This window comes from Bacillus sp. FSL K6-3431 (assembly GCF_038002605.1).
GTDB lineage: Bacteria > Bacillota > Bacilli > Bacillales > Bacillaceae_C > Lederbergia.
In genome coordinates, this window is the sequence record NZ_JBBOCT010000001.1 from 3,211,499 (window position 1) to 3,225,584 (window position 14,086).

10 protein-coding genes are annotated in these 14,086 nt (G+C 36.8%); 1 reads left to right on the forward strand and 9 read right to left on the reverse strand.

What is annotated here, in order from left to right:
* Positions 1–88: 88 nt before the first annotated feature.
* The 8 genes from MHB53_RS15560 to MHB53_RS15595 form a co-directional block, all read right to left on the reverse strand.
* Positions 89–979 carry a response regulator gene (locus tag MHB53_RS15560; RefSeq protein WP_340924761.1) on the reverse strand — a complete coding sequence of 297 codons (891 nt, stop codon included), beginning with the start codon at positions 977–979 and terminating at the stop codon, positions 89–91.
* The gene (locus MHB53_RS15565; RefSeq protein ID WP_340919990.1) at positions 961–2,262 is read right to left on the reverse strand and encodes a sensor histidine kinase; all 1,302 of its coding nucleotides are present in this window, start codon (positions 2,260–2,262) and stop codon (positions 961–963) included. The genes MHB53_RS15560 and MHB53_RS15565 overlap by 19 nt, the downstream gene beginning before the upstream one ends.
* Before the next feature lie 684 nt (positions 2,263–2,946).
* Positions 2,947–3,729, reverse strand: coding sequence for a fructoselysine 6-kinase (gene frlD / locus MHB53_RS15570; protein ID WP_340919994.1), 783 nt, complete (start codon positions 3,727–3,729; stop codon positions 2,947–2,949).
* An 85-nt stretch (positions 3,730–3,814) separates the two neighbouring features.
* Positions 3,815–4,828, reverse strand: coding sequence for an SIS domain-containing protein (locus tag MHB53_RS15575; RefSeq protein WP_340919996.1), 1,014 nt, complete (start codon positions 4,826–4,828; stop codon positions 3,815–3,817).
* Between the two features lie 200 nt (positions 4,829–5,028).
* A complete protein-coding gene (locus tag MHB53_RS15580; RefSeq protein WP_340919998.1) occupies positions 5,029–7,239 on the reverse strand; it encodes an ABC transporter ATP-binding protein in 2,211 nt (736 codons plus the stop codon).
* Between the two features lie 146 nt (positions 7,240–7,385).
* Complete coding sequence (locus MHB53_RS15585) at positions 7,386–7,943, reverse strand: DUF1854 domain-containing protein (protein ID WP_340920000.1); 558 nt, start codon at positions 7,941–7,943, stop codon at positions 7,386–7,388.
* Entirely contained in the window at positions 7,944–10,235 is a 2,292-nt protein-coding gene (locus tag MHB53_RS15590; RefSeq protein ID WP_340920003.1) for an ABC transporter transmembrane domain-containing protein, read from the reverse strand.
* A 450-nt stretch (positions 10,236–10,685) separates the two neighbouring features.
* Positions 10,686–11,576, reverse strand: a complete 891-nt coding sequence (locus MHB53_RS15595) for a LysR family transcriptional regulator (RefSeq protein ID WP_340920004.1) — start codon at positions 11,574–11,576, stop codon at positions 10,686–10,688.
* A gap of 113 nt (positions 11,577–11,689) precedes the next feature.
* Here MHB53_RS15595 and MHB53_RS15600 point away from each other — a divergent pair, with 113 nt between their 5' ends.
* Entirely contained in the window at positions 11,690–12,880 is a 1,191-nt protein-coding gene (locus MHB53_RS15600; protein ID WP_340920006.1) for a coenzyme F420-0:L-glutamate ligase, read from the forward strand.
* 56 nt (positions 12,881–12,936) lie between these two features.
* Here MHB53_RS15600 and MHB53_RS15605 read toward each other — a convergent pair whose 3' ends face one another.
* A complete protein-coding gene (locus MHB53_RS15605) occupies positions 12,937–13,980 on the reverse strand; it encodes a flavin-containing monooxygenase (protein ID WP_340920008.1) in 1,044 nt (347 codons plus the stop codon).
* Between the last annotated feature and the right edge of the window lie 106 nt (positions 13,981–14,086).

The following is a 14,086-nucleotide window of genomic DNA, read 5'->3' on the forward strand; positions in this document are numbered from 1 at the left end:
CTACAAAATCCGACATTTTATTCTTTGTTTTTTCTTGGAAAAGGATAATAATACAGGATAAATCGATTATCAGTAAGTTACAGCATATCTAAGACCGAATGTATTTATCTTCTGTTTCAAGATACAGCACTTGAAGGAACTTCTTACTATTAATTTTTACTTTAGTTGGCCCATTACTTCCTTCCTTTATATGCTTCATTTGATTTCTTATTTCTTGAAAGTCAAAAAAACGGGGCGCGTAATATTCAAACTCAGGATTTGCGTAATCAATTGTTCCCAGTGACGCTAAATTATTGACTGCTGTAAGTATTGTTCTTCGGATACGCTGTTCCATTGCTTTACATTCCTTTTTAATATTTACATTTTTCGCTACCGTCTTACGAGCAACTTCCTCATATAAATCTTTTAAAGGAGGCAATGGGGCAACTCTTTCACTGCATTCCATAAGGACTTCCATGATCGATACGATATCATCGCTTCCTACTTCTCCAATAATCCCCATATCATTTAATATCGACAAAACGATTTCCTTTACACTTCTCTGTCTGTGCGTCATTTTAGTTGGTTCCATGTGTGCTAGTGATTCACGGATCTCCATTAAAGAATTCTTCAGACGAAACTGTTCTGCTGTTTTTTTTAACACACTATACACTTCCACACGATTAATGGGCTTATGAATAAAAAATTCTACACCCTTTTCATAAGCCTCTCCGACCATTTCTTTATTCACAATTTGCGAAATCATAATAAATTGTCCGCTAAATCCTTCTGTTCTCAAATGCGCTACAGTTTCAATTCCATCTAGTTCTGGCATTAATAAATCTATCAAGACAACGTCAGGATAGGTGGAAAGAATTAGTGAGAGGGACTTCACTCCGCTTTCTGCCTCACCAATTACCACCCCGAGTTCGCCCTCTGTTATGATTTTTTCCAGCATTTTACGGCTAGCTGTATCATCATCTACAATAAAATATCGCAGCTTTGTTCAACTCTCTTTCTAATATTTTTCGTTGGTATGTTCATGTGGAAGATAGTCCCTTCCTTTGGTAGCTCTATTTGGATTTCCCCTTCTAACATTTGAATTATTTCTTGTACATGTGAGAGGCCGATCCCCGTTGCGGCAACACCGCGGTCGTTAAACTTCGTTGTATATCCAGGTTCAAAAATGATCGATGCATCTTCCTTAGGAATGCCCTTGCCTGAATCTTTTATAATAATGCGCGTCTGCTCGGATTCCTCAAATACCGTCAGATTGATATTACCTCTATTTATAATAGACTCGACTGCATTAGCAGTAAGATTATTTAATAATGCAAGGAGCGGAATATGTAGATCGGTTTCGAAGTCAATGGACGAGGTTAATTGAAAGTTAATATTTTTCTCTAACAGTTCGCTATATTTTTCATTTGCAGTAACTACGAGGTTTAGCACGTCCGAAAGTAAGAGATTCGCGTCTTTTTTTTGTTCGGTTATTTTAGTAAGTCCTGACAAAATTCGTTGCGAATCCTTTTTTACTTCGTGTATTTCTTGTGCGATAAGTAGTGCTTGTACACTTAGTTCCTCAAGATTTTTCATTTTTAATGTTCGATATAAATCATGGCTAGATGCAGTAACTTTTTCTATATGATTCATGGATTTCTGTAAATATAACGTTTCAGCATATAATTCTGAACCAAACCCAAGCATCTCTTGCATTTGTTTCTTTTGCTCTGAAACAGTGATCGAACTAAATAACCCTACTACAAAATAGCTTCGAAGTAATGCCACCCCGCTTAATAATGCCCATTCCCGAAAGCCTAGGTTTGTGTGGTTTAATAACCAATAACGTGTAAGGTGCTCAGCGCCGTTTCCGACAATTTCTAGTCCTGTGGCCCATGCCCCTAAAAGAAGCGGGGATGTCTTATATTTTTCAATTCGTATGACTTTTAATCCGAGTGCAAATGAAAAATAGAATAAAAAAGCAGGTAAATGAGTTTTTAAGCTGATCGATATAGATACTTCACCAAGCACTATATCCCCAAATAGACGAAAACAAACGACTATTATACCTGTAACAAGCCCGGTTCGTACAAGTGATGCTGGGCGGCGAATTAGAATTAGCAGGAAGAAAGTAATGCTTCCTAAGCCGAAACGAAAATCCTCGCCATTGAAAGGAACTACTTTAAATTCACTAGCAATGGCGGTCAATAAGGCTGTAAGAAACAGTAATATTCCATCGGATCTCTTAAACCTTTCATTAAAAGCTGTATGTTTTCTAAACATTGATATCTCCTGTGTCATAATGAGTAACATATGTGCTTAATCATAGCAAATGAACGTATTGTCTATACACTATTCTAAGTTGTTTGAGGTGAAATATCCATTTCAGCAAGGTAGACTTTTGATTGTCAAACTCTTTAAATTTTTAAAAACTGGAACCTGCTGTGGAAACCAGAATATAAATAGTTAATCAATAATTGATCTTCCTAAAAAAAAGAGAATAAACACGATGTATATGTTCAGTTATTTCACATGTAGATTTCATTCCTTTTGCCTATCTAATGAAGCGTTAATACAATACAAAAAGGCTTAATCAGTGATTGCTTGAGATCCTGCAAAAACAAATAAAATCTCAATACTAAACTCGAGGAACAACACGAAGTTAATTGTGCAGCACAAAATAAGTCAATCGAAATTAAATTATAAGGAGCAACATTTGAGTTAGAAGTCATCGAAGAGGACACGATACAGCTACTTTCCAAGATATATATAAAGTAAAATGTTGTAAAAAGCCAAAGGTTCGTCTTGAAGCCCTATGAGACAAGGGGATTCAAACGAGCACATTACATCATTTACCCATGCCATATTCGAGTGCATAACAAAACCTAAGAAAGCAGCTGGTCCATTCTTAAGTCCAAGTATATATATTTTATAGAATCTGAATTTATTGATTGATTTACAACCTAGTCACCATGTACCAATATATTCTATTGTTTTGGCTGCAGTTTCTGTACCCAACTCTAGGCATTTGTTAATTGGGAGGCCTTTCAATATTCCAAAAATAAAGCCAGATATAAAAGAATCCCCAGCTCCCATGGTATCCACTACATTAACTTCAACCACGCCACATTGATAATATTGTTCACCATCATAGGCAAGCGAACCATTTTCACCTAAGGTTGCCACTGCAATTTTAGAACCAATATTTTTAATATCTTTTAAAAATTGACGGATAAAGGCATCATCCTTCGTATAAGAGAAGAAAGAATAGTCAACAAACGGTGGTAATGTTTTTACTAGACTATGATTTAATTGATCTGAGAAATCAAAGGAAGTATGCAACCCCATCTCTTTAATAAGTGGATAATATCCTTCAACATGCCCCCAAATCCCGGAATGTACGAGTTGATGTGTTTCAATGAAGTCGAGTTCTTCTTGTGTTAAGGAGAAGGCAGCCATTACGCCTTCATTGTACCCTACAAAACTACGGTCATTTTTCACTAATTCAACATAGGTAACGGCAGTTTTTCCTTCCTTCTTGGAAAGGTGAGTGGTATTCACACCCTTATCTTGGATTGCTTTGCTCATTTTATCACCGTATTGATCGGAACCAACCCAGCCAATATAAGCGGAATCGGCACCTAGTCCCTTTAAATAGACAGCTACATTAACAGGATTACCTCCAGGGTAGATCTTCCCGCTTGCTTGATAGACATCCATACAGTTATCTCCGACTGTTACAATCTCCATCCTTTTACCCCTTCTTTCTTATTCTTTTATGATGTATTTAAAAAGATGAGCACTACGATGTTAGTGCTCATGCTCATTAACTATTTTAATATTCCATTTTTCGATAGTATCTTCTAAGATCTAATGAGTGGTTTCTTTCTCGCTCTAGATGGACACTAATCCGACTTAGGACGGACCAGTTAATACTAATAGCAAAATACTTTCTGAATTCGTCGCTAATGCCTTCCATTTTAAATTCTTTCGTATCAATAACCGTAAGTTTTTTTGTGATTTTCTCAGCAAATCTCTCGACACGGTCCGTTAGTGGTCTAGTTTCGTCTTCACCTTTTAAAAGAATAACACTTGTATCTTCGACAACAAGCTCAAGTGTACCATGGAAAAACTCAGCAGCATGAATCGATTTTGTTCGTATCCATTGCATTTCCTCTAGGATACACATTGCATATGAATAAGTATTTCCCCATAGGTTACCAGAACCAACCATCATGTGATAGTCTGTATCTTTATGTTTAATAGCAAATTCTTCTGCCTTCTTGTCAAAAGCTTTAACTGCACTTAGAATCGCTTTTGGGAGTAAAGCAACTTCCTTCGTGAATTGCCCATATTGGGGAAATTCATTGTTGTTATACATGAACCGGAAAGCGACCATATACAAAAGCATAAAGAATGTATCAAAGGAATGTTCTTCAGAACCTGTAGTGATACAGTAGTCGACAACTTGTGTTAACAGGGTATTTGGCTTCGCAACTAAAGCAATGGTTGTGGCTCCTCTTTCTTTACAAAATTCTGCAGCCGCAACCGTTTCTTTTGTTGTACCTGATACAGATGTAAAGATACAAACTGAGTCCTCGCTAAAACGCTTATTATTCATTACAATGAATTCAGCTGCAATCTCCGCATGGACTTCAATAGTAGAATTAGACTTTAAAATGTATTCATAAGGATACATCATGGCAATGGTTCCACCAGCGCCGATAAGAAAAATATTACTGTAGCCCCTTTTTGAGATCCTATCAACAATATCTTCAATTTCACCCCTAAAAGCAAGACCCTCTTTTTCTACAAATTTAAGAAATAATTCTTCATTAAATTTTAACATGTAGTTTTCCTCCCCTAAGTGGACAAACTAATTGTTATGTTTTGTATCATGAACAAATATTAAAATACAATGATATGAGAAAGGTGTAGGATATACTGAGCGGTATTTGAATAAATACGCTACCAATCGTTATTACTTGCGAGCGTCCCTATGGGAGGAGATAGCTTAACCTTCCATTGTATACATTAACAATTTCATGTTTATCCAGTTTGTTTGACCTTCGATTTAGTCATATTCCGCTGGGCCATGATCAAATTATAATAGATTCCTTGTTTTTGCATCAATTCCTGATGGGTACCGACCTCAGCGATTTCACCTTTATCTAGGACAAGAAGTCTATCAGCATTCCTTAATGTAGACAGCCTGTGTGCGATGGCTATGGTCGTGCGATTTTTCATAATACGCTGTAATGCTTCCTGGATAGCTGTTTCGGTATCAATATCAAGGGAGGCAGTCGCTTCGTCCAAAATTAAGATGCGCGGATTATGGAGTACAGCGCGAGCGATCGTCACTCGTTGTCGCTCTCCCCCTGACAAATTATTGCCGTTTTCTTCTAATCTAGTATCATATCCATCAGGCAGGCGGATAATAAATTCATGTGCATTTGCAATTTTTGCCGCTTGAATAACTTCCTCCATCGTTGCCTCAGGCTTAGAATAACGGATATTTTCCATGATTGAACCTCTAAACAGTAATGTTTCTTGAAGTACAACACCTATTTGCGAACGGAGCTCTTCCTGTTTGATCGTTCTTATGTCCATATCATCTATTAATATTTGCCCTTCGTTTACATCATAGAAGCGGGAAACCAGATTAATAAGCGTTGACTTCCCTGAACCAGAATGCCCTACAAGTCCAATCATTTCTCCCGGTTTTATCTCAAAATCAATATGTTTTAAAACGGGTTCATAAGATTTATACCCAAAAGTTACATCATTAAATTGGATATGGCCATGGATAGAATGCTTTACAGATGTTTCCTTATCGAAAATCTCTGGTTCTTCATCGATGACGGAAAAAATTCGGTCAATAGCGATTACTGCATTGGCAATCCACCGCGGCATATTCATTAGCCATGCAAGAGGTCCAAAAATCATACTTGCATATCCTGTAAACTGGACGAGTTCACCTAGGTTCAATTCACCCTTCAGAATCATATGACCCCCAACTAAAAACACAAAGTAAGTTCCAATTTGAAGTAAATAAGTTGAAATAGGTGTTACGATGCTGTATATTTTTTCTGATCGGAAAGTAGCTGCCGCGTATTCGGTATTATATTGTCGAAACCGTTTTATTTCACGTTCTTCTTTGCCAAACGTTTTTACCACCCTAATTCCACTAAGTACGTCATGTAGATAGGAATTTGCCTTATCAAATATCACCCACTGCCTGCGGAATAGTCTTTTAACAACAACTCTCCAAATCGTAAATTGTAAATATGCTACAAACGGCGCTGGTAATAGTACAATTAATGCCAACCGCCAATCCGTGATTAATAAAAGGACCGTCACCGATATAAGCATGATCAATTGATAAATTGCCGTTGTAAAGACCTCTTGGATGAGACGTCTGATTCTATTCGTATCTGACGTGACTCGGTTCATAAGGTCGCCCGCTTTTTGGGATGTCAAAAAGCCAAGCGAAAGGCTTTGAATTTTATCATAGACCAATTTTCGTAGATCAGCTGCAATAACAGAACTCACAGTGGCCATAACCCTACCCTTTGCTACATTTAGAAGTTCCCCAGCAATAAGCGCAAACAGGATACCTCCAATTGCAATAAAAAACATGTTCAAACTTGGGCTTTGTCCTTCCGGCGGCTGAAGCGATGAGTTTACAAGTATCCTATGGAAATAAGGTCCTGATAAAGCAACCGCAGAAGTAATAAATAAAATAAGTAATCCTAGTGCGAGCATCCTCCAATGAGACTTGGATACGCTGAACAGCCTTTTTAAAACCGCCGTTTTATTCATACATTTAGCACAAGATCTCGTACCATGAAGAAGTCTTTCACCACAATTCGAACAAAACTGTTCTTCTTCATCATTGTAGATGCGAATCTCACTATTTGTTGCCATGTAGTTCAATATTTGTGCTATATAAGTAAATCGTGCCACATGCTCCATTGAGATCCTAACAATGATCCGTTTACCAAGTTCTTCTGAAGATTCAAGAATGGCGTTACCAATTAGCGGAACAACTTTATAGTCATTCGCTTCCGAAATAATACAACTTTCTTGTACCTCTCCATCTTGAACATAGGCCCACTTTTCGTTACCAATCACAAAGTATCCTAAGGTTCTTCGTCCTGCTAGGGACAAATCGGCAGGTACACAATAACGGATAGTTTCCCCTATAACTTGCTGAACAGCTAACCTATCTAGTTTTGAAAGTTCATAGTTTAAGTTCATAACAGCCTTCCTTTTTTTATTGGGATAAGGGGGACAGTTCCCTTGTCCCATATACCCGGCTGGGACGAGGTTCCTGTCCCCCGTCCCGCGCTTTTCTTATTATCTAGCTCCGGCGCCTATCGACTAGCAAGCCGTTTCCATTTTTCTCATGTCATGCACATCTCTACCATCTTATATTCCTTATCACTCAAAGCGCCTAAATCTTCAATAATAAAGCGGTTCCCATCTATATCGGTAATTAAAACCTTACTGGCTGTAACTCCTGTTACATTTCCTCTGCCCATTCGGACAGTGAAACGGCAGTTCCCTGCACTCGTTTCCGTCTCCCAATAAGAATAACCGAATTCCTCTTGTATTTTAATTACATTTGTAATTTCAGGAGCAAAGTATCTCAGTTTTATATGCTCCTCTAGCAAGCTTATAACACCACTCGGGAATTCATCCAGTGTTTTTATGATGCCAATTTCTTTATTCTCTCTTGTTCTAACAGAAATAAAAATTCTTTTATTCATATGCGGGAACGAGCAATGTAAATACACAGCAGGATGGATTTCTCCATCTACGTGAACCGAAAGCATATGTCCTTCTGTCTCCAAAAACACCGTATTACTTTCCGTCAAGTAATTAATTTTTGCTGCTTCGGATAGATCAGTTCTACCTTCGACTAATTCATGAGTACTAAGGTTCATATCCTGCTTCGACATTTAAATCACCTCTTTCATCTTTAAAGCTTCTTCGTGTTTTTTCACCATGCCGGCGTACATTGCATCTTTATTCATTAGCTCTTCATGTGTTCCAGCTTCTATTACCTTCCCATCTTCCATGACATATAAATAGTCAGCATTCCGCAATGTCGATAACCTATGTGCAATTGCAATAGTTGTTCTTCCCTTTGCTAGTGATTCCAGTGCTTCTTGGATTTGTAGTTCTGTTTCAGTATCTAGTGAAGCCGTAGCCTCATCCAATATTAAAATCTTTGGATCATGCAAAATAGCTCTAGCAATAGAGATGCGTTGCTTTTCACCACCTGAAAGGCTATATCCTCCAGTGCCTACCGCCGTATCATAGCCTTCTGGAAGATTCTCGATAAAGTCATGAGCATTTGCGACTTTAGCCGCATATATAATATCATCTAGTGAACAATCGGGGTTAGCATAAGCAATATTTTCAGCAATTGTTCCCATAAATACATAAACCTCCTGAGAAACAATCCCAATATGTTTCCGTAGCGTGTGGGTGGATAAATCTTTTACATTTATACCATCCAGCTTTATGTCTCCTTCATTTACCTCATAAAGCCTTGAAATTAAGTTCACAAGTGTGGATTTACCTGCTCCCGAAGGTCCCACAACCCCAATCATTTGACCAGGTTTTGCAACCAACGTTACATCCTGTAAAATCAGCTTATTAGGCTCATAACAGAAGCTGACATTTGAAATCGCTATATCCCCTGTAAGCTTCTCCAAATGAAGTGCATCTTCTTTTTCTGTAATATCAGGGACAGCATCTTGAATCTCAAAGGTACGCTGTGCAGCTGACATACAGTAAGACCACCAGCCAGCAATGTCATTCATAAATTGAATCGGACCAAATAGCATGTAGATATAAGTAATGAAGGTCATAATTTGCCCAAACGTTAAATCTCCCCCCATCACTCTCCAGCCACCAAAGGCCCAAATCAAAACTCCTCCAATCTGAGTTAACATATTGATGATTGGAAAAATGGTACTATTCATCTTATTCAGTCGCATTTCAGCATCGGAAAAAGAAACATTGGCCTTTTGAAAGCGATCCATCTCAACTTTTTCTTTACCAAATGCCTTCACGATTCTTGCACTTCTTACTGTATCACTGATAATAGAGTTCATAGCACTAGCCTTCTTATGCCTTCTCCATGACATTCGCCATAGTTTTGGAAAAACCCAGCGGATTAATAAAACTACAAATGGCAGCGGAATCAAACAAACGAGTGTAAGTTTCCAATCCATCACAAGTAGTATGACTGTAATTCCGATTATATTCATTGCATTTACAACAAAATAGGGAATACCATCAACAAAGAAAAACTGAAGCTCATTCGCATCATCATTAACTCTTGTCATCAATTGTCCTGTTTGCTTTTTTTGGAAAAATGATAAAGACAACCGCTGCATGGAAGTAAAAATACTTGCCTTTAAATCGAAGACAATGTTCGCTGCCATTCGGGCATTAATAACGCCAAATAATATTCCGAAACCCAATGACAACGTCCGAAAGATGATGATTAACAAAATTACCAGACCAATTTTCCCCGCAAATGTACCGGTCCCTCCTAGTGCTTGGTCAAAAAATACAGTACCCTGTAAATATGGGATTACGAGCCCCGTTGCTGAATTTAGTAACATAAATAAAATAATTAAGAAAATAGATACTTTATGATTTCCTGTAAATCCTAACAACCTTGTAAATATTGCGCCCTTCTTTAGGCATTTTGGACATACCTGCCTACCCTCTTCAGGATAAATCATCCCACATTTCGGACAAGTATTTTTACTTGTGTCGTCCTCTTCAGTCATGTCAGCGGTTTCATTGTTTATTAGTTTAGTAAGGGTAGACACAAACTTAGCAACATCAGCCATATATCCATTTGTAACAGCCCCAATAACCCTTTCCTCTGGTGCTTTTATGACAATCATTCCAGAGGCAACCAGGTTAACCGTGTAAGCACTTTCAATTTTGGTAATTTCAAGGGTTTCCACATTTAATTTGTCTGTGTCAATTAAATTAGGTTCCTTATTTTTCTTATCTACTGAACGAAATCCTTTAAAGACCTTTTCCTTTGCTTTACTATGGTCATTTGATAATCGATATAGTGAATTCTTCGTAAGAATCAAATATGTATCGACAAAATCACCATCAATGCCTCGATCACAGATTATCCAATAAATAATATCTTCTTCTTCCAATAGATCTTTTTGCGACAATAAGCGTATTAGTTCTTTAGGTAATTTCTTCATATCCTTTTCAATTATGCACCTCTCATGATTACTATTCTATTTTGAAAACAGGTTAACTTCTGTATGTAATAAGATTGACATCTTGGAAGTTCATTTTAATTCATTCAATGGATTTCAAAAATTCAGTAAATCGTCCCACCTAAAAATAGCACATGCCCCTGCCGAAGTAAAACTGTTTATACCGAATACTTCAAATTTTTTTAATCGACAAAAGGAGTGGGGGATGCTTTTATACAAAAGCTGTTGAAACAAGATACAACTGAATTAGTGTTGAACGAAATTAATACTATTATCGCGTTAAAGATGAACTGATTATTATGAAAAAAATCGTAGGAATTTGTGCATGTTCAATGGGAATAGCTTCACACTATAACTACTCCCATACTAGGCGCACAATAAAAGTGTCCTTCAGTTTTGAGTGACACTGTAAAATTAATGAACAGAAATATATTACACCTGTTTGTTTTCTATGATCTCAACAAACTTTGTTGAAGCTGGTGATAGAGGTACACTTTTTAAAAAGCACACTCCTATACTTCTTTTAGGTATCTCTTCTTTTATCTGCACCTCATATAATAGCCCTTTATTTAAATATTCTTGGGAAAATTCTCTCGTCACACATGCTATTCCTAAATTTATTTTGGCAAATTCCAATAATAAATCATATGAGCCTAATTCAAACTCTGGGGAAACTTTTATTCCTTTAGATATCATATAGTTCTCTACATACTTTCTGGAATTCGATTTCGGTTCCAGTAATATTAATGGCAGATTTATTATTTCTTCAAGGCTTAATGGGTAGGATAATATATGCTTATATTTTTCCCCACATACAAAAATATCATGGATATCAATACATGGTCTTAATTCTAATGTTGGATCATCAAGCGGAAAATTACAAATAGCAATATCGACTTCTCCTGATTTTAAGATAGAACAGATCTCTAATGTTGTACCATTTACAATTCTAAATTTAATATTAGGATATTTATTATGGAAAGTTTCTAAATATGGAAGTAAAAAATACCTAGAAATCGTATCGCCAACACCTATCGTTAGTTCGCCTGTCGTTAAATTCTTAAACTCGAGAATCTTTTCTTCTCCAGCATCAATTAAATTAATTGCCGAATTCACATATTCAAATAAAAGACTTCCCTCATTTGTAAAAGTGACCCCTTTAGGTGTTCTATTGAAAAGACGTGTATCTAATTCTCTTTCTAATTGCATGATTGCTTGGCTAACGGCCGGTTGTGTCATATAAAGCCCTTTTGCTGCCTTAGAAAAACTTTCACTTTTCCCTACTTTACAAAATACTTTATATAAATCTAATTTACTTACCATATAAGCACCTCTTATACCTATCATTCGATATAGTCATTTTACTTATACCATCAAACTAATGTATATTACAAGTAGGTAATAACTTAACTTTAATAGTTATAAGGAGCGATCATATGGAACGAATAGTCGGAACAGTCGTTAGGGGTCTTCGTTGCCCAATCGTCAATCAAGGGGACAATATTGAAGAAATCGTTGTAGATAGCGTGCTAACAGCTTCAGAAGTTGAAGGTTTTAAAATTAATGATAAAGATATCGTTACTGTAACAGAATCAATTGTTGCTCGTGCGCAAGGTAATTATGCTACTATCGATCATATCGCTAAAGATGTTCATTCGAAATTTGGAGAAGATACTGTTGGCGTCATATTCCCAATTTTAAGTCGTAATCGTTTCTCAAACTGTCTCCGTGGTATTGCCAAAGGAGCCAAGAAAATTATTTTAATGCTTAGCTATCCAGCAGATGAAGTTGGCAATCACTTAGTCGATATAGATACACTTGATGACAAGGGAGTAAACCCTTGGACAGATGTTTTAACAGAAAAACAATTTCGCAATCATTTTGGATATAAAAAACATCCTTTTACTGGTGTTGATTATATTGAATACTATAAATCGATAATTAATGAATATGGAATTGAATGTGAAGTTATATTCTCCAATAACCCAAAAACGATTTTGGATTATACAAAAAGCGTTCTTACTTGCGATGTTCATACTAGATTTAGAACGAAGAAGATATTGAAGGCAAATGGCGGGGAGAAAGTTTATGGTCTCGATAATATCTTATCGGAATCCATTGATGGCAGCGGAAATAATGAAGATTATGGTCTTCTAGGATCAAATAAATCAACAGAAGATGGCGTGAAGCTTTTCCCACGTAATTGCCAACCTACCGTTGATAACATCCAGCATATACTTAAAGAGAAAACTGGAAAAGATGTAGAAGTCATGATTTATGGCGATGGAGCATTCAAAGATCCAGTAGGTAAGATCTGGGAGCTCGCTGATCCAGTTGTATCACCAGCTTACACAGCGGGACTTGATGGTACACCTAATGAAGTAAAGTTAAAATATCTTGCTGATAACAACTTTGCTGACTTAAGAGGCGATGAACTGAAACAGGCAATATCCCTATTCATTAATAATAAAGACGCTGACCTTGTAGGCTCAATGGAAGCCCAAGGGACAACACCTAGAAAACTTACTGATCTTATCGGTTCCCTATCCGATTTAACTTCAGGAAGCGGAGATAAAGGTACACCGATTGTCTTTATCCAAGGGTATTTTGACAACTTCACGAAGTAAAATTAAGTGCCAGGCACCCAAACAATTCAGATTTGTTTGGGTGCCTGGCACTCACTCTACTCTGATAACTTTCCCGATAGAAATTCAGCATCTTTCCCTACACCTAACAATAGAGCGGATCCACTTTGATATTGCCAAGATAAGCCGATGAAATACAGACCCTTTTCTTTTGTTACTCCTCTTTTATGTATAGGAAATCCTTCATCATCTAATACTCCTGCAATTTTAATCCAGTTATAATTTGGTTGAAATCCTGTAGCCCAAATAATATTTTTCGGCAAAACTCCATAACCATCTTCGAATAGGACTTTCTGATTTTTTATTCCCACAGTTCTAGGAAATAATTTAATCCTTTTTTGTTTGACTAGGCTTTTTACTTCTCTTCCAATGATCGGATCATTATTTTTTAATATTTTACCAAGTGTTGAATCCACAGTTAAATTCAAGATTCCAAATAGATCGAACCACCAAAATATACTTTTGGTAAATACTTGGTAGGGTAAGAACTTTGGTCTTTTCCCAATCGATATACACACTTCTCTATTAGACGCTAATTCGGCTGCAATCTGCATACCGGAGTTTCCCCCTCCAACAATTAATGTTAAACCTTCATTTAATTGTGATGGGTTTTTATAAAGTGCGGAGTGTATTTGCATTATATCTTTTGGTAAAGTTGAACCTAATGTTGGTATATAAGGTTTTTGGAACGAACCTGTAGCAATTACAATATTTTCAGATATAAGTCTATTACCGGAATCTGTAAGAATATGAAACATCCCATCCTCTTTTATAACCTCCTTAATTTTGCTATTCATGCATATCGGGAGATTAAAAAACCCTGCATACTCCTCTAGATAATCAGCAATTTCTTCTTTTGTGGGAAAGCCCTCCTGATTGCCTAGTATTGACATACCAGGTAACGCACTTTGTGCTCTCGGCGTAAATAACTTCAAAGAGTCATAACGAAAACGCCAAGAATCCCCCACTCTTGAATGACTATCAATTAAAAGAAAATCTTTCCCTTTCTTTTGCAAATAATATCCCATTGCTAGACCAGCCTGCCCAGCTCCTACTATTATCGTCTTATACTGGTTTACCACAATATCCTACCCCTTCTTGCATCACTTACTTAGTTACTTCATGAGCCGTATCATCCAAATGTCACATCTTTATTCGTTGAGTATTCCGAAATTAAATACTGAGATT